Origin of the sequence: Ensifer sp. WSM1721 (assembly GCF_000513895.2) — a bacterium.
Taxonomy (GTDB): domain Bacteria; phylum Pseudomonadota; class Alphaproteobacteria; order Rhizobiales; family Rhizobiaceae; genus Sinorhizobium.
On sequence record NZ_CP165785.1, the window covers coordinates 260,736 to 284,324 of the forward strand.

The following is a 23,589-nucleotide window of genomic DNA, read 5'->3' on the forward strand; positions in this document are numbered from 1 at the left end:
TGTGCGGCGATTACTTCGCTTTGGCGTGCTCGTATGCTTCTTCTTCACTGTAAGGGAACCACCAGAAATCCTGCGGCGCCGCAGCCGGATCGATCATCACGAACTTGGAGGTTTGGAATTGGGCAAGGCCCTCCGGGCCAAGCTGGCGACCGATACCGGAGAGCTTCCGACCGCCGAACGGCAGCGCGTCGTTATCGAGAACAGGAGCGTTGATCCAAAGAATTCCCGACTCAACCTCATTAACCGCGCGCATCATCTCGCTCATGTCGCGCGAGTAGAGGTTTGCACCGAGCCCAAATTCCGAGCGGTTCGCGAGTTCGAGAGCTTCATCAAAGGTCTTTACCCTGCAGATCGGGGCGACCGGACCAAAGGACTCGCCATTCAAGATCTCGGCATCCGATGAAACATCTGTCAGAACAGCCGGTTCGATGAACCAGCCGCGATTGAGACCTGAAGGGCGAACGCCCCCCGTCGCAAACTTTGCCCCTTCTTGCCGCGCGCGCGAAAGAAGTGCCTCGAATCGATCCCTCTGGCGGAAGGTTGCCATTGGACCGATGTCGACGTTCTCAAGGCCATTTCCAATGCGGAGTTTTTTCGTTTCGGAAACCAGGCGCTCGACAAATTCGTCGTGAATGCTGTCGTGCACGTAAAAACGTTCGGCGGAGGTGCACACCTGACCGCAGTTGAGATAGGCGGCGAAGGCAGCAGCACGAACGGCAACATCGAGCGGTGCCGAGGGCATGACTATGAAGGGATCGTTGCCAGAAGCCTCGATCAGAGCGGGCTTGAAGGTCTCTGCACACACCTTCATGATTTCCTGCGCGATCGGAACCGAACCGGTGTAAGCGATGCAGTGCGTCTTTTTGCTTTTCACCAACTGTTGGGCTACGCGCGGGCCGCCGGTAACAACCTGGACCAATCCCTTGGGCAGGTCAGCGAACACCTCCATGAACTTGAGCGTTGTGATGCTGGTCTGCTCATGCGGCTTGATGATTACCGAGTTTCCGGCGGCAAGAGCAGCGGCAAGTTCCCAGCACAGCAGGACGAGCGGGAAATTAAAAGGGAGAATAATGACGACCGTTCCGAGCGGTTCCTTGACCGAGAAATGAAATTGGCCAGGGACAGTAGCTCCCGCAATCCGACCAACTTCGTGACGGCCGAGTTCCGCGTAATAGTCGATTGCCGTCGCACACCACGACGTTTCGTCGACGGACTCCTTGAAAGGCTTACCTTCTTCGCGTGTCATAAAGTAGCCGTAGATCGCCTTGTCGCGACGGATGCGAGCAGCCACTTCATGGAGCATCGTGGAGCGCGTGCGGGGGTCGATCGACAGCCACCGTTTGCGGGCGATGTTGGCTATGTCGATAACGTTCTCAACTTCGGTTTCCGCTGCGTTCGCGATCTCCGCAATCCGTTCTTCGGTTGCAGGATCGATGACCGAAATCCGTTCCGAGGAGCGGCTCTTGAGATAGGCGCCGTCGACGTAAAGCGTCCCGGAAAGACGGTCGAACTCCTGGTGAAGTGTCATGTATGCTCCTTTCGAAATCCAGCTTCCTGGATTTTTTCCTTTGGCTTGCGCCATTTTCTGTTTGGAAAGATAGTACTTACGCGATTGCGTGGGGCGTCTTGGTGCTTGCCGGCTTCGCGTCTCTGGCAGCCGAAACAGCGGCAACGTTCAGAAGGATTAGTGATGCAGCCGCGGCGATAAACCCGACCGTGTAAAGCGAGGTGGCATCCTTCACATAACCCAGAACGAGAGGATAAACGACACCGCCGACAATGAAGCCAACGCCCATTATGAAGCCATTGGCGGTTGCGGCCAGGGCGACGCCGACGGAATCGGCCGCGAGGCAATAGGCTAATGGGAGGCCGCCATAGGCGAAGAGACCCGAAATGGGAAGCATGGTTGCGAGCAGCCAGTACTGATGCGACCAAAGTGCGAATGCTGCGCCAACAAAAGAGGCAGTCATCCCAATACCTGAGATCAAGATCAGCGGCTTTCTGCGTCCCACCCGGTCAGAGATCAAACCGAAGGCGACTGCGCAGATCATGCCGACCAGTGGGTAAAGTGAGCCCACGATACCGGACGCCTGCTCCGTCCAGCCGTTCTCTTCCATGAGGATCGTTGGCACCCAGTAAATAGCGATCGAATACGTTCCCCACACACCGGTCAGAAACAGTGCGGCAATGATAACGTTTCGATGGCTGACTACGCCGACATAATTAGCCAATGTCTCGCGCAGAGTAGCGGCTCGTGCCGGGCTTGGCTGCTGGTAAGCCGGGGGCTCCTTCAGCATCGCAAAAGCGACGATGGTAGCAAATGCGAGGATCGCCGCGCCGATCAGTGATCCGTTACGCCAACCATAATCTTGCAGAATGATCGCATAACCATAAAGCGCGGCCACCGTGCCAATGCCGTCTGTAGCCAACATTGTCCCCATAAAAATTCCGAGTCGATTGGAGCTTTCCGCCCAACGCATGGCAAGAGTGTAGGGGCCAAGAAACAGAAGAGGGATGCCGGCGCCCTGCAGAAGGCGGGCAAGGAGCATCGTTTCGTAAGTGGGGGCATAGGAAAATGCAATCTGTCCGACCACGTTAATTGCGAGGCCAAGGACCGTGACGTTCTTTGCTCCCCATCGGTCGACCAACACGCCGGCAAAGGCCACCACTATCCCACCCGCCAGAGCGGAGGCGGACGCAAGGGTTCCAACCATCGTATAGGTCATGCTGAGATCCTGCATCATCGCAGGAATCTGGGTGGCGTACCCGACGTAAGGGATAAAAATCGCCAGGGTAACTGCGAAGCAGAGAGCAAGCGCGCGCCACTGATCTGCTGCAGCATTATGTTTGAGATTTCTCACTTTGGGACCTCCTCCGCGATATGGTTCAGCAGTGCTGGTGCATTGAGCGACCTTTCGGCACGCCAAGCGGCTCACGGCTAGCCAGAGGGAAAGCCGCTTGCCGAACTCAAATTTTGGGCAGTTGCCGAGGCTCGCTTACCTAAAGCGTGCAGCCTTCGGGAAGAGACGGAAGTCGTCGTATTTCTGGCCGTAGATAAACGGCTTGTAAGCGTCGGGATTTTCCAGTTCGTGCACGAAGGGCACGGTCCAGCAAGAGCCGCCTTCCGCATAGTAGGCCTTTCCGACCGAGACGATTGGGATCGTGTCGAGCGGGTCAAACTGGCTTCCAGCGAGCTTCAGGGTTGCGGTGCCTTCGCGCGTAACTCTGTAGTCTTCCTCGATTTCCAGGCATACGAGATTCACGCCGTTCTGGAAACCTCGGCCAGACGGATGGGGCTGGGCTTTCAGTTCGAAGTCCAGGAGGCCATTGGATTTCGACGGACCCAGGTCCGGACCGAACTCGGCGTTGATCTCGATGAGCCGAACACCATTCCGCTCCGAGTAGCCGTATGCCTGTTGACCGTCGAAATAGAGCTGAGCGGTCCCCAGCTTCTTGCCCTCACCCCAGAGCTCCCGGCCAATCGTAACCGGCGAGTCCCCGCTGACGAAGAGCGTCAGCATGGTCGTCCCCTCACGCTCTCCATACTTGCACTTGAGGTAAATGATGCCGCAGTCGAATTCTCCACAAAGTGCGCTCTGCCAGCGGGATACGTTGGCATAGGCGATCGGTTCGTCGGCGGGCTCGAAGCAGGGGGCCAGGACCGAACGAACGAATTCCTTGGTAGTTGTGAACTCGACAGTCACCGATTCGGTCGTGAACTGGCCTCGCGCCATCAGGTCCTCTATCTCCCTGACCTGCTCAGCTGTTTTGACGAAGCTCATTGCATTTCTCCTCTAATTTACTGAGCCGCGCTGAGAAAAGCAGATAGCTTCGCCCCCAGTTCGCACCGCGTGGTTCCGCGCTGCACACGGCAAATTCGCTCTAATTTGACTTTGCCCGGAGCCGTCTTCTCTTGTGATTTTTTGTAATGCAGCAACCCAGCCTCACGACGCTATGTTAAAAATTTCGAACATTCAACCGGTTTTTTCGAACATTTTTGAAGAAAGCATTTTTTCCCAGGTGCGGTATTCGCCTGCACAACTCTTAATTCCGATTTTGCTGAACTGCACAATTTCAGGGCAAATGTGTTGACTCAAAGCGCGAACCTTATATGTTTTCTGTAATGTTGTGCTCGGTTGTTAGGCACTTCCTCCGCATGGATCAGGACCCGCGATGGCAGAAACGATACTGGACAAGTCACTCTACCGCTTCGATGAGCGGGAACCTTCCTACTGGGAGGCCACTATTTGTCGGCCGAAAGAGCGCATACTCCAATCGACGGTCAACGCGGAGGTGGCGATCGTCGGAGGAGGGTTTACCGGTACGTCCGCAGCATTACATCTCGCGAGAGACTACGGCATCAAGGCTGTTGTACTCGAAGCTGGCTCGATAGGGTGGGGCGCATCCGGGAGAAACGGCGGGTTTGTGAATATTCCGGCGAGCAAGCTCAGCGTGGCGCAACTCGTGCGTCGATTTGGACTTGAGGAAACAAAGCGCTTCTTCGCTGCCTCAGTCGAGGCCTCCAAGTTGCCGAAGACTTTGGCCGCAGAGGAAGGTTTTGATATCAAGCCGCAAGGTCGAGGCTGGTATACAGTCGCGCATCATCCGAACCGCATGCCGAAGCTGCGAGACTACGCTGAAAACTTACGGAACCACTTCCAGATTCCGTGCCGGGTTCTCGATGCTGATGAGTTTCGCTCCACGGTTCACGATGGGGTCGAGGCATTCGGCGGACTTCACATGGATGTTGGACACGCCCTTCATCCGCTTTCTTACTGCCTGGGCATTGCCGGCGCGGCCGAGCGGCGCGGCGCGGAACTCTACTCCTCAAGCCCCGTCCTAGAATGGGGGCGCGATGGGCGACGGCATCGGCTACTGACGCCTGGCGGAGCAGTGCTTGCCGATCGCGTGATTATCGCAACAAACGGGTATACCAGCGATCGTCTTCATCCCTCAATTGCAGGCCGGATACTCCCAGCGATTTCAAACATTCTCGTCACGCGTCCCCTCACGAGAGAGGAAATTTCCCAGCAGAAGTGGGTTTCGGAGTCGCCAGTCATCAATACGCGAACCTTGGTGTATTATTACAGATTGCTCCCAGATCAGCGGGTTCTGTTCGGCGCCCGCGGCGACGTGTGCGGGAGCGTTCAATCTATGGAGCAGATCCGCCAGCGAATGTCTTCGGAGTTTTATCGGATCTTCCCTCATTTGACGGATATCACGTTCGACTATTTTTGGAGGGGGGTCGTCGCACTTTCACAGAAGCTGACGCCTTCGATAGGACAACTCGGAGACGACGAAACCGTATATTACGCACTGGGGTATCAGGCCAACGGCGTCGCCACTGCTCCCTATGCGGGCAAGCTCGTCGCGAACGCTATAGGTACAAGACGTCCCGTCTCGGCGCCCCTGCCTATGGCCGGCCTTCCAGCGAAGTTTCTCGTCCCAGGTACACGTCCTATGGCGCTGGCCTCCGCGTACGCATGGTATCGCTTCAAGGACTGGTACCATGACCGCAAAGCCCTGAGTTGACCGACAGCCATAACTACTTCACCCATGGAGGAAACATGGAACGCTCGCCCCAGGTTGTCCCGCTGGAGTGGACTGGAGACGGTATCGATGTTGTGCACCGCGCAACAAGAGGCTTTCGAGACCGCAGTCCAATAATAGAACGCCGTCATATCTCATTCGAAGATCGTGACGCTGGACTTCAAGTCGGCGTGTCTGCGATCCCAACCGCATCAACCGAGATGAAGAGCGAATGGAAAGATGAGCTTCTCACGGTCCAACAGGGTCGCGCGACGATTCAGCTTGCCGATGGCGGAACGATTTCTCTCGAGGTGGGAGACACGGCATTCATTTCTGCTGGGACTGTTCACCGCTGGATCTATCATGAGCCTTTTGTAAAGGATTTCCTTTGCCTATTTGACGGAGAGTCAGGCCCTCCGACAGCGCTAAAGGTCGATCCTTCGCTGGAACTTGCCCCCAGCCCTCCGCCAGGTAGGGATGTTTTGCTGACAGAAATACCGGAATGCAAAAACAAGCTCTTGTACCACCGTCTTGACGGCCGCCTGACGCTGATGCTGTGGTCGACTACCCCATACATTCGACGTCCGGCGAAGCACGTGAAGCATGAGCTCATGCGTTTCGTTTCCGGCTCCGCGACACTAAAGGATGCGTGCGACGCGGCTATTTATCAAGGAACCCCACGATCCATATTTGTGCCCAAAGGAGCTGAGGTTGCCTGGGAAAACGACGAGGCCGTTCTGAAAATAGCGTGCTTCGTTTCCTAAACTAGCCGCGGCATCTTGTGAGGGGGCGAACGGCTGAGAACGCTGCCCACGAGCCCTCCGCCAGAAGGTCGTTGCCAAGTGACATCCGTGTATCGCCTGGCAACGCATCCAGTCGCACGGCCCGGAATGGCAGTGATTTACGATACTGACTTCGAAGCTCAATCACCGGCGAACTGTAATTGGAGCGTTGACTGATTGCAGAAAGTATGCAAGGTTCATTTAATGCCTGCACCTGCCGAGTGGGACAGCGAAATCAACCTCTTCATGGCGGGAGCTAATCAAGTGGCAGGATGACGACGGCCGCGCTCGAGCGCGTTTGACCTTCTTACTTCATCCTGAATGCTTCGGGGGTTTGAAATGTCCGTCCGAGGCCTCAACCGGGATTGCTTGAGAGCGTTAGCAAAACCTACGAGGGCGTAACGCCTCCAGGCATGGCTGCAAGGTGAAGACCTGACTCGTTATATCCGGCGTCCTCCCAGGGCCGCCCGGTTGCGTCGGCTTGCCGCGCAGCCGGGCAAGACCGGACCGGAGAGTGGCGTGAAGAACCTTTTTGCAATTAGCGCTGTGAAGACAATCGATGTCATGCATGCAGATTCTGCGGCCGCCGCGTCAAACCTAGGAGGATCAAATGTCAACAATGGAGCTTTTTAATCTAGCCGGCAAAGTCGCTTTGGTGACGGGAGGCGCCCGTGGCATCGGGTTTGAATTCGCTTCCGCTTTGGCGGAGGCAGGTTCAGACGTCGCGATCGCTGACATCAACAAAGAACTGGCAACCACATCTGCGCTATCCTTAGCCAATGCAACCGGTAGAAGGATCATTGCGATCAATGCTGATGTTTCCGATGAAGCCGACGCACAACGAATGGTCGATTCGGTCGTGCAGGAGTTCGGCGGGATCGACATTTGCTTTGCAAATGCGGGAATAGCGGAGCCCGACCTCCCCATTCGCGACATCGAGGATTACAGGTCCGATTATTGGCACAGGCTGATTGCTGTAAACCTCAGCGGAGTCTATTTTACAAACATGGCCGCTGCCCGTGCGATGCGTCATCGTGGAAAAGGGTCGATCATCAACACTGCTTCAATCGTTGGCCTCACAGCTGACTCTCAATGGGGGTGTGTGGGATACACGGCAGCAAAGGGCGGTGTGGTACAACTAACGCGTCAGCTCGGCGTCATGCTTGCTGGAGACGGAATCCGCGTGAACGCCATTGCACCCGGATACGTTCTAACGGGACTGAGCGAGGCAGAGAGCGAGACAGAAGATCCGCTTGTCCTGCGTCTCCAGAACGAGGTCCTTGCGCGAACTCCGATGAAGCGATACGCCCAGCCAAGTGAGTTGAGGGGGATTGCGGTCTTCTTGGCCAGCGAAGCGTCCTCTTATTGCACAGGGTACACCTACGCTGTTGATGGAGGCTGGCTCGCAGCCTAATCGACCAAACCACCGTATACAGGACCATAGGTTGTTTGCGTGCGCGAGACACGCGGCAACCATCTGGTCTGCCGAGACGAGCGCCGTCGGCGCTCGACAGTGGTACATACTTGAACGACGTCATATGGCCAGTCCTAGTGCTAGCACTAGGACTTCCGATGTTCGGCATCATCTTGCACGAAGGTCCTCACCTGGGCTTACCTACCTGCGTTTGGCACGGTTTGAGGAAGAGCAGCTTTCAAGACAGTTTCGGTTGCGAAAGTCCTTGACTCACACAACAACATTACAGAAAGTGTGCAAGGTTTGTAGATTGTTCGTCGTTCAGTGATTAAGGTAACACATGAAAATTCTCGTTCCCGTAAAACGAGTGATCCACTCTAACGTTAAGGTCCGGGTTCTTGCTGACGCGTCCGGAGTGGATCTTACCTCCGTCAAGATGTCGATGAACCCGTTCGACGAAGTCTCGGTGGAAGAGGCGTTGCGCCTGAAAGAGGCCGGAAAGGCCGAAGAGGTTGTTGTTGTGTCGATCGGCCCGGCTAAGGCTGAAGAGACCCTTCGTACCGCGCTTGCCATGGGCGCCGACCGGGCGATCCTGGTCGAAACGGATGAAGCGGTCGAGCCGCTGGCCGTCGCCAAGATTCTCAGGCGTGTCGTTGATGCCGAACAGCCCGGCCTGATCATCGTCGGCAGGCAGGCGATCGATGACGACAGCAACCAGACCGGTCAGATGCTGGCTGCCCTCCTTGGTACGGCCCAGGCAACGTTCGCCTCGAAGATCGAGATCGGCGATGGCAAGGCGACCGTGAGCCGCGAAGTCGATGGCGGTCTGCAGACGATTGACGTCAAACTTCCGGCTGTGATCACCACTGATCTGCGTCTCAATGACCCGCGGTACGCCTCATTGCCGAACATCATGAAGGCGAAAAAGAAGCCGCTCGACAAGAAGACGCCGGCCGATTTGGGCGTCGACACGAGCCCGCGGCTGAAAGTTCTGAAGACGGAAGAACCGTCAGCACGCAAGGCCGGCGTCAAGGTCAATTCAGTCGCTGAGCTCATCGAGAAGCTCCAGACCGAAGCAGGCGTCCTCTGAAGTTCGAGAAAGGAATCACGACCATGGCCATTCTTCTTCTCGCTGACCACGACAATGCGACCCTTTCCGAACAGACTGCCAGGGCGGTGACGGCGGCAATACAGATCGGCGGCGATATCCATGTGCTGGTTGCCGGCAAGGACGCAAGGGACGCAGCCGAACAAGCGTCAAAGCTCTCTGGCGTCTCCAAGGTGCTATTGGCCGAAAGCGACGCACTCGCCAACGATCTTGCAGAGCCGTTGGCCGACCTGATCGTCTCGCTAGCGGGAAGCTATGACACGATCGTCGCTGCAGCGACCTCGACCGGTAAGAATGTCCTGCCGCGCGCTGCCGCTCTCCTCGATGTCGCACAGATCTCGGAGATCATCGAAGTCGTCTCATCAGACACCTTCAAGCGTCCAATCTATGCCGGCAATGCAATTCAGACGGTTCAGTCGACCTACGCCAAGAAGGTGATCACGATACGCACGGCCTCGTTTTCCCCGGCCCCTTGGGGCCTACCTGCTGCCGTGGAGAGTATCTCTACGGCAGCTCTTTCATCAGGGCTGTCTGCATTCGTGTCGGACGCCATGTCGTCGAATGATCGTCCCGAGCTTACCTCTGCCAAGATCATCATCTCCGGCGGGCGGGCACTCGGTTCTTTGGAAAAGTTTCGCGAAATCATACTCCCCGTTGCTGACAAGCTTGGCGCAGCCGTCGGTGCCTCGCGTGCCGCCGTCGATGCGGGCTATGCCCCCAACGATTGGCAGGTCGGCCAGACGGGAAAGGTGGTTGCCCCACAACTCTACATCGCGTGCGGCATCTCCGGCGCCATCCAGCACTTGGCCGGAATGAAGGACTCGAAGGTTATCGTCGCCATCAACAAGGACGCAGATGCGCCGATTTTCCAGGTGGCCGACTACGGGCTGGTCGGTGATCTCTTCGAGGTGCTGCCAGAGCTGGAAGCAGCTTTTTAACCGGGAACGCAAGCAAATCGAATTATAGGCAAGGAACCGAGGAATTCGGCGCTCTTGGCAGTTCTCTCATATGATGGAGCAGTACGTGACCACCAACAATGTCGTTCTAACCGTCTCCTGCAAGTCGACACGCGGCATCGTGGCGGCGATCTCGGGCTATCTTGCTGCGAAGGCATGCAATATCGTCGATAGCTCGCAATTCGACGATCTGGAGGGCGGCCGATTCTTCATGCGCATCAGCTTCGTTATCGAAGGCGAGGCGAGCGAGGTGGAGATCGCCGAAGGTTTCGCCGATATCGCCAAGAGCTTTCAAATGGACTACGAGTTTCATCGGGGCAACAAGCGCACAAAGGTGCTCATAATGGTGTCCCGCTTCGGCCACTGCCTCAACGACCTGCTCTATCGGTGGAAGATTGGCGCCCTCCCGATCGACATCGTCGGGGTGGTTTCAAACCACTTCGACTACCAAAAGCTGGTGGTCAACAACGACATCCCCTTCCACCATATCAAGGTGACAAAGGATAACAAGCCACAAGCCGAGGCCCACCTAATGGAGGTCGTCGAGACCAGCGGCGCCGAGCTCGTTGTACTGGCCCGCTACATGCAGATCCTCTCCGACCAGCTTTGCGCCCGCTTGTCGGGCAGGATCATCAACATCCATCATTCCTTCTTGCCAAGCTTCAAGGGTGCTAATCCCTACAAGCAGGCCTATCAGCGCGGCGTAAAGCTGATCGGTGCCACGGCCCATTACGTCACGGCCGACCTTGACGAGGGCCCAATCATTGAGCAGGACACGGTCCGCATCACGCACGCACAGTCTCCAGACGATTATGTTTCACTCGGCCGGGACGTGGAAAGCCAGGTGCTCGCCCGCGCTATTCATGCCCACATCCACCATCGCAGCTTCATAAATGGCAACCGCACTGTCGTCTTTCCGGCGAGTCCCGGCTCCTACGCCTCCGAGCGGATGGGTTGAAGAATGGCGAAGATGATCGATGGCAAGCGGGCCGCGGCAGCCGTGATTGAAACAGTAAAGGCCGCAGCCTCCCGGTTGGAACAGACGAAGGGGGTTAGGACCGGCCTTGCGGTCGTCATCGTTGGCGACGATCCGGCCAGCCACACTTATGTCGGCGCCAAGGGCCGCATGGCCAAGGAATGCGGCTTCAACTCCGTCCAGCATACGCTGCCGGCTGAGACGACGCAGGACGAGTTGACAAAGCTCGTCCAATCGTTGAACGAGGATCCCTCCATCCACGGCATCCTGGTGCAACTGCCGCTGCCGAAACATCTGAATTCTGATGCGATCATCCAGTCGATTCGCCCTGACAAGGATGTTGATGGCCTGCATGTCGTCAATGCCGGCAAGCTGGCGACCGGTGATCTGACGACCGGGCTAATCTCCTGCACGCCGGCCGGCGCCATGCTGCTGGTCCGCTCCATTCATGGTGAGGACCTGTCGGGGCTCAATGCCGTGGTCATCGGTCGTTCAAACCTGTTCGGCAAGCCGATGGCGCAATTGCTGCTGAATGCCAATGCCACGGTGACAACGGCGCATTCGCGCACCAAGAATCTTTCGTCGGTGGCGCGAGGTGCGGATATTCTGGTTGCGGCCGTCGGCCGTCCGGAGATGGTGAAGGCGAACTGGATCAAGCCGGGTGCCACTGTCATCGATGTCGGCATCAGCCGGATCGCGGCGCCGGAGCGAGGCGAGGGCAAGAGTCGGCTGGTGGGTGATGTCGCCTATGGAGAGGTCTTACAGAACGCCGGTGCCATCACGCCGGTTCCGGGTGGCGTTGGTCCAATGACCATTGCCATGCTCATGGCCAACACAGTCGTCGCGGCCCATCGCACTTGCGGCATGATTCTGCCGGAGTTCTGATACTCGAAGGTTGTGAACTACATGATAATTGAACCTCCGAAACGCGAGTCGATGGAATTCGACGTGGTGATCGTCGGGGCGGGTCCGGCCGGGCTTGCCGCGGCGATCCGGCTGAAACAGGTCGATCCGGAGCTCTCGGTCGTCGTGCTCGAAAAGGGCGCTGAGGTCGGCGCTCACATCCTTTCCGGCGCCGTCGTCGACCCGATCGGCATCGATCGGCTACTCCCCGGCTGGCGCGACGAGCCGGATCATCCGTTCAAGACCGAAGTAACCGACGACCATTTCCTCTTCTTAGGGCCGGCCGGGTCGATCCGCCTGCCCAACTTCTTGATGCCGCCGTTGATGAACAACCACGGCAACTATGTCGTCTCGCTCGGCAATGTCTGTCGCTGGCTGGCGACGCACGCCGAGGCGCTCGGCGTCGAGATCTATCCCGGTTTTGCCGCAACGGAAGTGCTCTACAACGACGAGGGCGCGGTGATCGGCGTTGCCACCGGCGACATGGGCATCGAGCGCAGCGGTGAGCCGGGCCCGAACTATGCCCGCGGCATGGCGCTCCTTGGCAAGTACACGCTGATCGGCGAGGGCGTGCGCGGCTCGCTCGCCAAGCAGCTGATCGCCAAATACAAGCTCGACGAGGGCCGCGATGTGCCGAAATTCGGCATCGGCCTGAAAGAGCTTTGGGAGGTGAAGCCGGAGAACCACAGACAGGGTCTGGTGCAGCACTCCTTCGGCTGGCCGCTCGGCATGAAGACCGGCGGCGGCTCCTTCCTCTATCATCTCGAGGACAATCTCGTCGCCGTCGGCTTCGTCGTGCATCTGAACTACAAGAATCCCTATCTCCATCCCTTCGAGGAGTTCCAGCGCTTCAAGACGCACCCGGCGATCCGCGGTACCTTCGAAGGGGGCAAGCGCCTTTCCTACGGTGCTCGTGCGATCACCGAAGGCGGCTATCAGTCGGTGCCGAAGCTCTCCTTCCCCGGCGGCGCGCTGATCGGCTGCTCGGCCGGCTTCGTCAACGTGCCGCGCATCAAGGGCAGCCACAATGCGGTGCTGTCGGGCATTCTGGCGGCGGAGAAGCTCGCCGATGCGATCGCTAGCGGCCGCGCCAATGACGAGCCGATCGAGATCGAACACGGCTGGCGCGAAAGCGCCATCGGCCAGGACCTGAAGAAGGTCAGAAACGTCAAGCCGCTGTGGTCGCGCTTCGGCACCGCGATCGGCGTCGCACTCGGCGGCCTCGACATGTGGACCAATACGCTGTTCGGCATCTCCTTCTTCGGTACGCTGAAGCACGGCAAGACGGACGCAGCCTCGCTGGAGCCGGCCGCCAAGCACCAGAAGATCGACTATCCGAAGCCGGATGGAGTCTTGACCTTTGACCGGCTCTCCTCGGTGTTTCTGTCGAACACCAATCACGAGGAAGACCAGCCGATCCACCTGCAGGTCAAGGACTTGGGCCTGCAGAAGCGTTCCGAATACGACGTTTATGCCGGTCCGTCGAGCCGCTACTGTCCGGCCGGAGTCTATGAATGGGTGGAGAAGGACGGCCAGCCGACCTTCGTCATCAACGCCCAGAACTGCGTCCACTGCAAGACCTGCGACATCAAGGACCCGAACCAGAACATCAACTGGGTGCCGCCGCAAGGGGGCGAAGGTCCGGTCTATCCGAACATGTAAATGTTCGGGGAGCCGGGCCGCACGGCCCCCCCCGCCAGGAGAAAGAGCGGGGAGGGGCCGCTTTACCAGAATATGTGACTGTAAGCACCGGAAGAATCAGCCGGGGAGTTGATAATTAGCCGTTAGTTTCGTAGCAAAACTTGAGCGCGTGTATGTCGAGCAAGATGCGATGGGCAAATCCTATAAAGTTTCCGAGGTTTCTGCCGCCACCGGCGTTCCGCCCGCAACCCTGCGGCTCTGGGAACAACATGGTCTAATCGTGCCTTCTCGGTCGGCGAGCGGCTACCGCATGTACAGCGAGGACGACTTTGCGCGCGTCCATCATATCGTTAGGCTTCGGTCACAACAGGGACTAAACTTGGCAGCCATCAAGTCCTCCCTCGACGCTACCACACAAGATGCCAATCGACCGCTTCGCGAGGACCCGTCCCCCCGGCTCGGTTTCGAAATTCGCAGGCTTCGGAGAGAAAAGAAGCTGACCATTTCAGCGCTCGCCGCAAAGGTCGATGTCTCACCCTCCGTCCTCAGTACGCTGGAGCGCACATCGCGCGGCGCAAGCGTTCTCCTTCTGCGTGCAATCGCTGAAGCATTGGGCGTAACTGTTACGCAATTGACCGCCAGCCCGCACGAAATTGTCGAGGCTGTCGTACGAAAGGGCGAGGGGCGCATGTTGCCATCTCTTGGCAAGGGCATTCGTATTCATGAACTCGCATCAGGCCCGCGGATGATGGACTGTCAGGAGTGGACGCTCGCACCTGGCGCCGCAAGCGAAGGCTTCTATAGGCACGAAGGCGAAGAATTCATTCGCGTTCTTCAGGGAAGTTTCGAGATCGAAGTCGACGGTCTCGGCCTTGCGACGCTTAATGAAGGCGATACCATCTATTTCGAAAGCCAACGAGCTCATTCCTGGCGGGCCGTCGGCCCCGAAACCTGCCGCCTGCTGTGGATCAACACCCCGCCGACCTTCTAGCAGGTTCAGCGAAAGGGAGGGCGAGAAGACTGCCCTCCCTCTCACTTTCATACGCTGAGGCAGAGGTATTTGACTTCGAGATAATCTTCGATCCCGTATTTCGATCCTTCTCGTCCCTGGCCCGACTGCTTGATCCCGCCGAAGGGAGCAACCTCAGTTGAAATCAGACCCGTATTGATACCGACCATGCCGTATTCAAGTGCTTCGGCAACCCTGAAGACCTTTGAGAGATCGCTGGAGAAGAAGTAGGACGCCAAGCCGAATTCGGTATTGTTGGCCATTGCAATCACGTCCTCCTCGGTCTCGAAGCGAAACAGAGGCGCCACCGGACCGAACGTCTCCTCTCGCGCCACTTTCATCTCGGTCGTTACGTGCGTGAGAACCGTAGGCTCGAAGAACAATCCGCCCTTGTCGTCGCGCTTACCTCCAATTGTCAAGCGCGCACCTTTTGAAAGAGCGTCGCTGATATGATCCTCGACCTTCGCCAGCGCCTTGTCGGAGATAAGCGGCCCTGCTGACACGCCAGCCTCGAAACCATCGCCTACCTTTATCTGAGCAACCTTGGCAGCGAGCTTTTCTGCGAAAGCATCATAGACGCCGGCCTGAACGTAAAGCCGATTTGCGCAGACGCAGGTCTGCCCATTGTTGCGATATTTGGATACCATCGCACCTTCGACAGCGGCATCCAGATTAGCATCATCGAACACGATGAACGGTGCATTACCGCCGAGTTCGAGACCGAGTTTCAGAACCTGGTCGGCGCCCTGCCGCATTAGGATCTTGCCCACGTTGGTGGAGCCGGTGAAGGTGAGCTTTCGAACCTTGTCGTTGGAGCACATCTCCTGGCCCACCGACGCTGAGTCGGTTGAGAGGACGACGTTGAAGAGTCCGCCCGGCAGACCGGCGCGTTCCGCAAGTATGGCTAGCGCCAGCGCCGATAAAGGCGTTTCCGCGGCCGGCTTGGAGACCAGCGAGCAACCAGCGGCGAGCGCCGGAGCAAGCTTTCGAGCCAGCATGGCATTCGGGAAGTTCCAAGGCGTGATCGCAGCGACGACGCCGACAGGCTGCTTCAGTACGATGATCCGTTTATCCGGTTGATGGCCAGGAATGGTATCGCCGTAGACGCGCTTAGCCTCTTCTCCGAACCACTCCACGTAGGAGGCGCCGTACAGGATCTCACCGCGCGCTTCCGAAAATGGCTTGCCCATTTCCATCGTCAGGATCGTCGCGAGGTCATCGGCATTGGCGACCATCAGATCGTAGAGCTTATGCAAGATGGCAGCGCGCTCCTTGCCGGTCTTTCTCGCCCATGCCTTCTGAGCGGCATAGGCTGATTCAATCGCGCAAGCCGTGTCGGCCCGATCCATGTCCGGCAGAGTGGCGATGACTGCGCCCGTCGCAGGGTTCGTCACCTCGAATGTCTTGCCGGACGCGCTGGCGCTTAGCCATTCGCCGCCGATCACGGCCTTGTCGGTGAGAAGGTTTCGGTCGTTGAGCTTGGAAAGAAGCTTATCGGAGATTGCCATTTATCAGGTCTCCTTGGCACATTCGAGAAGACTCTTCTCCAGAATATCGAGGGCTTCCGCGAAGACCTCATCCTGGATGGTGAGCGGCGAGAAGAAGCGAATGACGCCCACGCCGCGCGAGATTGCGTCATTTCGGCGTTCAACAATTTCTTGATCCGGCATCTTCATTCCTCTTCAGCTGCTGTGGCGTGGTGCACCCGTCGCACTTTTGTAAACCCAGCATATTTTCTGTAGAGTTTCAATATCGCTGTGCTATGCTCCGCCACCAGCTTTCTGCGGAGAGTGGACGAAAAGCTCATTTTACCCGCCTTAGGATCCAGAGCTCAAAACAAAAGGGGAGGGTCGGGCCGAGGGATGAGGGTTAACTAAAACTTGGACAAGAAGGAATCGTTTAATGGACATGCCCACTCAGGCTGATGTCGTTATTATTGGCGGCGGTATCGCGGGGTGCTCGATCGCATACCACCTCACTAAGTTGGGGATCACTGACGTGGTCTTATGCGAACGTCAACAATTGACGAGTGGGACGACATGGCATGCGGCCGGTCTCGTAACTCAGTTGCGCGCGACCCGGCGTATGACCGAGCTTGCTCAATATACTGGCGAACTGTTTGGCCGGCTCGAGGAAGAGACCGGGCAGGCAACCGGTTTTAAGCGAAACGGTTCACTGCGACTTGCAAAGACACCGGCACGCTACGAGGAACTTGCGCGAGGGGCCTCGATGGGACGTAATTTCGGCTTGCCTGTCGAAGCGTTAACGGTGGACCAGATCAAGGAGCGCTGGTCGCCAATTAGCACCGAAGGCCTTGTTGGCGGTTTCTGGTTCCCTAACGATGGGCAGGTCAACCCGGCCGACGTGACGATGGCATATGTCAAAGGGGCGCGGAAGGGAGGAGCCAAGATACTGGAGGGGACCAAGGTAACGCAGGTCCTGACTGAGAATGGCAGAGCCGTTGGCGTGATGACCGAGCAGGGCAAAATCGCTGCAAAGAAGGTGGTTATTGCTGGCGGCATGTGGTCGCGCGACCTCGCAGCCCAGATTGGGGTGACGATACCGCTGCATGCTGCCGAGCACTTCTACGTCGTCACCGAGGCTATTCCGGGTCTGCCCCGCGATCTGCCGGTCATGTTCACGGCAGACGAATGGAGTTATTATAAGGAAGATGCCGGAAAGCTGCTGGTCGGCTTCTTCGAGCCCGGCGCGAAACCCTGGGGCCAGAAAGGCATTTCCGAAAGCTTCTGCTTCGACACGATTCCTGAGGACTTGGATCACATCAGCCCCTATCTCGAGATGGCGATGAATCGTGTCCCCGTTCTGCAGGAAACCGGAATCCAGCTGTTCTTCAACGGGCCGGAAAGCTTCACCCCGGACAATCGATATCATCTTGGCGAGACGGCCGAAGTTAATGGTCTGTTCGTCGCAACCGGCTTTAATTCTGTGGGCATCCTTTCCTCCGGCGGGGTCGGCAAAGCCATGGCGTCCTGGGTTGCGGAAGGCCGCCCGCCGGTTGAATTGCTCGATGTGGACGTGCGCCGCACGCAGTCATTCCAGCGCAACAAGAAGTACCTGGAAGACCGTGCCGTCGAAACCATTGGCTCGCTCTATGATATGCACTGGCCGAGCAAGCAGTTCGAAACCGCCCGCGGCATCCGCCGCTCGCCCTTCCACGACCGGCTTCTGGCATCCGGCGCCTTCATGACCGAACTGGCCGGCTGGGAACGCCCCGGCTTCTACGGCACGGCGGAAGAAGTCGCCAACATCGAGTATTCCTACTCCAAGCCGAGCTGGTTCGACAACGTCGCCGCCGAATGCGCCAACACGGCCGAAAACGTTTCGCTCTTCGACCACAGCTGCTTCGTCAAATACATAGTTGAGGGTCCGGACGCGCTTAAGGCGTTGAACTGGATCAGTGCCGCCGAATGCGACGTCGCGATTGGGAAGGTGATCTACACCCAATGGCTGAACGATTTGGGTGGCATCGAGGCCGACGTCACCATCACACGGCTGACCGAACAATCGTTCATGGTAGTTACGGTGGCGGTCTCGCAGAGACGTGATCTTGCCTGGTTCAAACGTCGCATGCCTGACGGCGCGCAGGTCTATATCACCGACATCACCTCCGGCCTCGCGATGTTGGCGCTCTGGGGACCGAAGTCCCGCGATCTCCTGTCGCGTGTCTCGCCGGACGACTTCTCGAACGAAGCCTTTCCCTTCGGCACCAGTCGGGAAATCGATCTCGGTTATGCCCGCGTGCGTGCGAGCCGCCTCACCTTCGTCGGCGAACTCGGCTTCGAACTCTATATCCCGAGCGAAGTCGCCGTGCATGTCTTCGAAGTTCTGACCGAAGCCGGGCAAGCATTCAACCTGAAGAACGCCGGTTTCTTCGCGCTGAACTCGATGCGCATGGAGAAGGGCTATCGCCATTGGGGTCATGATATAGGTGAGGAAGATACGCCATTCGAAGGCGGCGTCGGATTCACGGTCGCGCTCGACAAACCGGGCGGCTTCATCGGTCGCGATGCGCTAGCGCGCCAGAAAGCGGCAGGCACGCTCAAAAAGCGACTCGTGCAGGTCAAGGTCAAGGCCGACGACGAAACCCCGCCGATGCTCTTCCATTACGAGCCGCTGCTGCGCGACGGCGTAATCGTCGGCTCGATCATGTCAGGTGCCTACGGCCACCGTGTCAAGGCCTCCCTCGGTCTCGGCTATGTCGAGGCCGATAACGGTGTTAGCAAGGATTGGCTGGCGGGCGGAACCTGGGAGGTCGAGGTGGCGATGAAGCGCTATCCGATCGAGGTTCAGCTCGGCGGTTGGTACGATCCCAAATCGGAGCGAGTTCGCGCGTAGCGGCCTCTTCGCATTGATGACGGCCCTGTGTGGGCCGTCATCAAAGGAACGTCATTGGACTACGCTCCCGAGGGCGTACGATGCAACGTCGCCAGTTGCGGTGTTCTGGAGAATTTCACCCTCCGGCAGGCCCGACGAAAGTTCTGCTCTGACTACCTCCAAGATATCGCTGCTACGTCACACGCCGATGGGACGAGCGGGCTCTCCGGCGCAAGTGGGGCACCTCATAGCGCACGTTTCGTCTGCGCAAGCAACCTTCATCAGTGGAGCAGTTCACGGCATCGACGGCGGCTTGGCCCCCGGTCCTCTGAGCCGGAAAGAGTTTTGAGCGGGGCCGGCGACTTCTCAGTTCAGCAGATCATAGGCCCCTTGCTCCTCGAACACGCTCAAGAGGAAACGGTTCACTTGAGCGTGTTTCGATTTCAAAGGGCAGATCCTCCGTTGACGCCAAGGATCTGCCCTGTGATATAACTTGCATCATCAGAGAGCAGGAAAGCGATGGCCGACGCGATCTCGGAAGGTTGAGCTTCACGACGCAGCGGAATGTTCTCCAGCCATCCCTTGCGTACCTCTTCCGGCACAGCTTCCACCATGGGCGTCATCGTGGTTCCTGGGGCGATTGCATTGACTCTGATGTTGTGTCTGGCATGCTCGAGGGCCACAGTTCGCGTCAATCCGACGAGGCCCGCCTTCGCCGAAGCATAGTTTGACTGTCCGAAGGCACCCCACCGAGATTCGGACGACAAATTTACGATCACACCTCCGCGAGCCGCCATAAGCGGGACAACCGCTTGGCAGCCGAGCCACGCACCCTTCAAATTTACGTCGATCACGAGGTCCCAGTCTTCCTCGCTCATCTTGAGCAGTGATTTGTCTCGCGTGATGCCAGCGTTGTTCACCAAACCATCGATCCCACCGTAGATATCCTTGACGGTTGCGGCGGCTTGCTGCCAGCTTTCCCGGCTCGACACGTCGAGGAGGATTGTTCTTGCGCGCTCACCTGCAGGGTCGATCTCATCTGCGACCGACCTGGCGCCCTCTATGTTCCGATCGGCAACAATGACAACCGCACCTTCGTCTGCCAATCGAAGTGCCGTTGCCTTGCCGATTCCCTGCGCGCTGCCCGTTACCAGGACGATCTTTCCGTGCAACCCACGCATCAGTTATTTCCCCCAATCAAATACTTGTTATAGCCGTCCTGAACGACCTCTCCCCGCTGGTTGGTGATTGTGACCTCCACCTCGACGACTCCGCGAGACGGGTCTTTGGAGCTCGGCCTTTTGGATTTGACGGTATAGCGCTGCGAAATGCGATCTCCTGGAAGCACCGGCAGGAGCATCTTTCGTTGTGTCTCAAGGAAGGCGAGAATTTTCCAGGTCAGTAATTCCTTGCAAGTCAGGCCTTCGCCGATGGAGTGAATGAGCAGCCCATGAGCGATGCGCGACGGGAACTTGGTGTTTGCCCGAACCCATTCCTCATCGGTGTGAAGCGGATTGAAATCTCCGCTCAGACCAGCAAAGTTCACGATGTCGGCCTCGGTAACCGTCCTGCCCGCGGACACAAAGACCGCGCCCTCTTCGATGTCATTAAATACTGTCTGCATAGTTCAAGCCTCAGCAAAGCAGGGCATTTTGAAACCCGAGTGAATTTCTCGGAACACGAGCCTCAGCTTCATGTCGCATCGGATGTTTTCCAGTGGCGTATCGACAATCCAGCTTGTGATCCGCGGGCCTTCCTCAAGATCGACAAGTGCAATGACGAACGGCGTCAGCGAGGAGAACTCGCGATGCACCGACCGGTGAACGACGGTAAAGGAATAAAGCACTCCTCGCCCAGAAGTGGGCACCCATTCTGGCTCGCGTTGGGGCGCCCCAAGAACACGAGCGCGCGGATACATTTGAACTCGGCCGGTTTCCGGGTCACGCTGGATTAGCAGTTGATCGCGCGCCACTCCCTCAAACCACGCCTCAGTGAGGCCGTTATGAACCGGGAGGACAGAACTCATCTCGAACATTATTTTCCTCCAAGGATGAGAGTAGATGTTGCCGACAGCCAGCCACCCGTTCCATTGACGAGGCACAGTTGCGGATCCCTCAACTGCAGTCCAGGGCTTTCGCCACGCAGTTGACGGACAGCTTCGATGATCGCGAACATCCCGCGCCGCCCGGCATGATTGGAGGACAGCCCACCACCATCAGTGTTGATGGGAAGTCGCCCGCCCGCTGCAATCCCGCCGCCGGCGATAAAGCCCCCGACCTCGCCCTTTGGCACGAAGCCAAGCGCCTCTAACGAAAGAGCGACCGTGATCGTGAACGAGTCATAGATCTGGGCCACCTTGATATCGCCGGGAGTAAGACCCGCTGACTCGAACGCGCGGCGCCCGGAGAACTCTGCGCAGGTCGTTGTCAGATCGGACATCTGGTTCATCTGGCCATGGCTGATTGCTTCGCCGAAGCCGAGGATCGACGGACCTCCTCGCCGCGTGTCGCGCGCTCTGTCCCGGGAAGTCACCACTATCGCCCCGCCGGAGTCGCTCACGACGCAGCAGTCAAGCTTTCGAAGGGGGCTCGATATCATTGGTGACGAAAGAACGTCGTCGACCGTGATGATGTCACGATACATCGCCTGCGGGTTGAGGTGCGCATAGCGACGCGCCTGAACAGCAATTTCGGCAAGCTCCTCCGACCGAAGCCCATACTGATGCATGTAGCGGGTAGCGGCCAGTGCATAGGCGGAAATCGTTGAAACTCCATATGGGACTTCGAACTCGCCCGGACCAGTTTGACCGGTATTGAAATCGCTGGCCGGTAACGGCCAAGAGCGGCCAGATGATGCGTAACTGATCACGACGGTCTCGCAGAGACCGGCATGGATAGCGGCGACGGCGTTGCCGACATGGCTCAAAGGCGCCGCTCCTCCGATGTCGGTGCTGCATACCCAGGAGGGTTTGATGCCGACATATTCTGCAATTTCGACCACGTTGAGCTGCCAGCCGGCTTCCGAAGGGAACGAGGCGGCTGTGGCAAAGCCATCAACATCGGAGAGGTCTAAACCTGCATCGGCGAGCGCTTCAGCGATCACCTCAGCGTGGATTTGGTAAGGATGGATGCCCGGAGCCTTGCGACGGGGAGATTCGAATGCACCGACGATTGCCGCACTACCGCTTGGAAAATATTCTTTGGCCATGGGTTTAGATACCTTGTCTCTTGGCGCGACGGCCGGCTCTGAGCGAGCGAACTGCGATGACGATTGAACCTAGGAGGACAGGCGCAATCACGATTGTTGCGACAGCCGAGACAACCGGGGTGATGCCGCTTCGCAAGAACGAATAGATTGTGACGGGCAGCGTTTTATCGAGTTCGGTTTGGAACATTGCGAGAACCGCTTCGTCCCATGATGTCACGAAGGAGATGACAAGCGCGCCGACGACAGCGGGGATCACGATTGGAACGACAATGCCCAGGAACGCACGGGCATTACTCGCACCCATCGTCCACGCTGCCTGCTCGATTGAGATATCCACGGCCGACAACGCGTTCGCCAGAATCAGGAAAGCGAGAGGCAGACACAAGACGGAGTGAGCGATAACGAGGCCAACGTCTGTGCCAAGCAATCCTAGCTTCCCCTGCACGTCGTAAATGCCGATGCCGAGCAGGATCACTGGGACGATCAGGGGGACGATTGCAGTTGTCTGAATCATCGATTTCAACAACATCGACTTTGAGCGGGTACCAACCCGGGCGAGAGCCAGCCCGCAAAGGGTTGCCACCACTGCCGTCAGAATGCCGACGCGAACGCTCTTAAGGAATGCGTCAATCCAGGTGGATGACGTAAAGGCCTCCACAAACCACCTTGTGCTAAAGCCGACGGGCGGAAATCGGATTTGCGTCGTCTCCGTTATTGATGTCGGGATGACCACGAGAAGTGGAAGAATGAGCAGCGCGAGATCAAAAAACAGGATGGCGACGCATAAGGCCGCAACGGGCGTCGGCCTCAACGGATCTCGGGCTGCGGCGCCCCGCGAGCCCTGCTGAACCGGTGACAGCATGCTGCGGCCACCGATTTTCAGCGCCACCATATAACCGATCACAGACACGCCCAGCAGAGCAATGCCCATCGCAGCCGCCTTACCCCACTGATAGTTCTGAACTTGCTGCTGAATGAAGATAGGGATTGTCAGGTTGTGAGGTCCTCCCAGGATCGCTGGCGTGAGAAAAAAACCCAGACCGAGCACAAAGACCAATACGCTGCCGCCAAGGAGGGCTGGACGGACTTGGGGGAAGTAAATGTCCGTGAAGACGCGGCGTTCACTCGCGCCCATCGTCCGCGCAGCGGTCAGCATGGACGTGTCAATCGACATCATCGCGGAGACGAGGATGAGGATCAGATATGGAAGCAGATAGGCAACCATACCCACGATCGTCGCGAAGGTGTTGTAGAGCAGGGGGAACGGCCCGACTCCCAGGTAGCCGGCGGCCGAGTTTATGATTCCTTGTTGTCCGAGGATGGTCGTGAACGCGAACAAGCGAACGATGATCGACACCCAGAAAGGCATTAGGATCAGCACCATCATCAGCGAGGAAAGCCCCCGCGAGAGACGCGAAATGACGTAGGCTGCCGGAAAGGCGAGGGCTACGGTTACGATCGTCGATACGAACGCAAGCATAACGCTGTGAAGTGCGACCTGTCTGAGAAGGTCATCGTGTACGATTGCTGCGTAGTGACCGAAATACAGGACGTCCGACAGGGTCGCACGACCCTTTTCATGCAGGCTGCGCAGAACGATCGTGATGAGCGGCCAGACCAGGGAAAGGCCAAGGATGAGAAACGCGGGCAGAAGCAAAACGAAGCGAGTGGAAAGGGAGCGCAACACATTCGAGCTACCTGCAGGCGAGGCGATCGAGACGTAGCCCAT

General features: G+C 57.8%; 20 protein-coding genes. 10 read left to right on the forward strand and 10 right to left on the reverse strand.

Features of this window, described 5'->3' with window-relative positions; genetic code table 11:
• Window positions 1–10: 10 nt before the first annotated feature.
• From M728_RS29475 to M728_RS29485, 3 genes are all read right to left on the reverse strand, one after another.
• Window positions 11–1,528, reverse strand: a complete 1,518-nt coding sequence (locus tag M728_RS29475; RefSeq protein WP_026622382.1) for an aldehyde dehydrogenase — start codon at window positions 1,526–1,528, stop codon at window positions 11–13.
• 76 nt (window positions 1,529–1,604) lie between these two features.
• Window positions 1,605–2,861 carry a nitrate/nitrite transporter gene (locus M728_RS29480; RefSeq protein WP_026622381.1) on the reverse strand — a complete coding sequence of 419 codons (1,257 nt, stop codon included), beginning with the start codon at window positions 2,859–2,861 and terminating at the stop codon, window positions 1,605–1,607.
• Window positions 2,862–2,996: 135 nt separating this feature from the next.
• Window positions 2,997–3,782 (reverse strand): acetoacetate decarboxylase family protein, encoded by a 786-nt coding sequence (locus M728_RS29485; RefSeq protein ID WP_026622380.1) that lies wholly within the window; start codon window positions 3,780–3,782, stop codon window positions 2,997–2,999.
• A gap of 391 nt (window positions 3,783–4,173) precedes the next feature.
• Here M728_RS29485 and M728_RS29490 point away from each other — a divergent pair, with 391 nt between their 5' ends.
• From M728_RS29490 to M728_RS29530, 9 genes are all read left to right on the forward strand, one after another.
• The gene (locus M728_RS29490; RefSeq protein ID WP_051440996.1) at window positions 4,174–5,532 is read left to right on the forward strand and encodes an FAD-binding oxidoreductase; all 1,359 of its coding nucleotides are present in this window, start codon (window positions 4,174–4,176) and stop codon (window positions 5,530–5,532) included.
• Between the two features lie 35 nt (window positions 5,533–5,567).
• Window positions 5,568–6,293, forward strand: a complete 726-nt coding sequence (locus M728_RS29495; RefSeq protein WP_026622379.1) for a cupin domain-containing protein — start codon at window positions 5,568–5,570, stop codon at window positions 6,291–6,293.
• A gap of 628 nt (window positions 6,294–6,921) precedes the next feature.
• Entirely contained in the window at window positions 6,922–7,725 is an 804-nt protein-coding gene (locus M728_RS29500; protein ID WP_026622378.1) for an SDR family NAD(P)-dependent oxidoreductase, read from the forward strand.
• Window positions 7,726–8,065: 340 nt separating this feature from the next.
• Window positions 8,066–8,815 (forward strand): electron transfer flavoprotein subunit beta/FixA family protein, encoded by a 750-nt coding sequence (locus M728_RS29505; RefSeq protein ID WP_026622377.1) that lies wholly within the window; start codon window positions 8,066–8,068, stop codon window positions 8,813–8,815.
• A 23-nt stretch (window positions 8,816–8,838) separates the two neighbouring features.
• A complete protein-coding gene (locus M728_RS29510) occupies window positions 8,839–9,771 on the forward strand; it encodes an electron transfer flavoprotein subunit alpha/FixB family protein (RefSeq protein WP_026622376.1) in 933 nt (310 codons plus the stop codon).
• A 73-nt stretch (window positions 9,772–9,844) separates the two neighbouring features.
• Entirely contained in the window at window positions 9,845–10,747 is a 903-nt protein-coding gene (purU, locus tag M728_RS29515; RefSeq protein WP_026622375.1) for a formyltetrahydrofolate deformylase, read from the forward strand.
• A gap of 3 nt (window positions 10,748–10,750) precedes the next feature.
• Window positions 10,751–11,650 (forward strand): bifunctional methylenetetrahydrofolate dehydrogenase/methenyltetrahydrofolate cyclohydrolase FolD, encoded by a 900-nt coding sequence (gene folD / locus M728_RS29520; RefSeq protein ID WP_026622374.1) that lies wholly within the window; start codon window positions 10,751–10,753, stop codon window positions 11,648–11,650.
• A 21-nt stretch (window positions 11,651–11,671) separates the two neighbouring features.
• The gene (locus M728_RS29525) at window positions 11,672–13,330 is read left to right on the forward strand and encodes an electron transfer flavoprotein-ubiquinone oxidoreductase (protein WP_370906548.1); all 1,659 of its coding nucleotides are present in this window, start codon (window positions 11,672–11,674) and stop codon (window positions 13,328–13,330) included.
• 169 nt (window positions 13,331–13,499) lie between these two features.
• Window positions 13,500–14,300 (forward strand): MerR family transcriptional regulator, encoded by an 801-nt coding sequence (locus M728_RS29530; RefSeq protein ID WP_026622900.1) that lies wholly within the window; start codon window positions 13,500–13,502, stop codon window positions 14,298–14,300.
• A gap of 47 nt (window positions 14,301–14,347) precedes the next feature.
• Here M728_RS29530 and M728_RS29535 read toward each other — a convergent pair whose 3' ends face one another.
• Together M728_RS29535 and M728_RS29540 are read right to left on the reverse strand one after the other, a co-directional pair.
• A complete protein-coding gene (locus M728_RS29535) occupies window positions 14,348–15,826 on the reverse strand; it encodes an NAD-dependent succinate-semialdehyde dehydrogenase (protein WP_026622899.1) in 1,479 nt (492 codons plus the stop codon).
• Between the two features lie 3 nt (window positions 15,827–15,829).
• Window positions 15,830–15,994 (reverse strand): hypothetical protein, encoded by a 165-nt coding sequence (locus tag M728_RS29540; RefSeq protein WP_156943572.1) that lies wholly within the window; start codon window positions 15,992–15,994, stop codon window positions 15,830–15,832.
• Window positions 15,995–16,220: 226 nt separating this feature from the next.
• Between M728_RS29540 and M728_RS29545 the strand changes: the two genes are divergently transcribed.
• Window positions 16,221–18,674: an FAD-dependent oxidoreductase gene (locus tag M728_RS29545; protein WP_026622898.1), complete on the forward strand. Its 2,454-nt coding sequence runs from the start codon at window positions 16,221–16,223 to the stop codon at window positions 18,672–18,674.
• Between the two features lie 422 nt (window positions 18,675–19,096).
• Here M728_RS29545 and M728_RS29550 read toward each other — a convergent pair whose 3' ends face one another.
• The 5 genes from M728_RS29550 to M728_RS29570 are packed head-to-tail and all read right to left on the reverse strand — an operon-like array spanning window position 19,097 to window position 23,589.
• Window positions 19,097–19,834, reverse strand: coding sequence for an SDR family NAD(P)-dependent oxidoreductase (locus M728_RS29550; RefSeq protein ID WP_026622897.1), 738 nt, complete (start codon window positions 19,832–19,834; stop codon window positions 19,097–19,099).
• On the reverse strand, window positions 19,834–20,277 hold the full coding sequence (locus M728_RS29555) for a MaoC/PaaZ C-terminal domain-containing protein (protein WP_026622896.1): 444 nt from the start codon (window positions 20,275–20,277) through the stop codon (window positions 19,834–19,836). Before M728_RS29555 ends, M728_RS29550 begins: the two co-directional genes overlap by 1 nt.
• 3 nt (window positions 20,278–20,280) lie before the next feature.
• The gene (locus tag M728_RS29560; RefSeq protein WP_026622895.1) at window positions 20,281–20,688 is read right to left on the reverse strand and encodes a Zn-ribbon domain-containing OB-fold protein; all 408 of its coding nucleotides are present in this window, start codon (window positions 20,686–20,688) and stop codon (window positions 20,281–20,283) included.
• A complete protein-coding gene (locus M728_RS29565; protein ID WP_026622894.1) occupies window positions 20,688–21,860 on the reverse strand; it encodes a hypothetical protein in 1,173 nt (390 codons plus the stop codon). Before M728_RS29565 ends, M728_RS29560 begins: the two co-directional genes overlap by 1 nt.
• A gap of 4 nt (window positions 21,861–21,864) precedes the next feature.
• Complete coding sequence (locus M728_RS29570; RefSeq protein ID WP_026622893.1) at window positions 21,865–23,589, reverse strand: ABC transporter permease subunit; 1,725 nt, start codon at window positions 23,587–23,589, stop codon at window positions 21,865–21,867.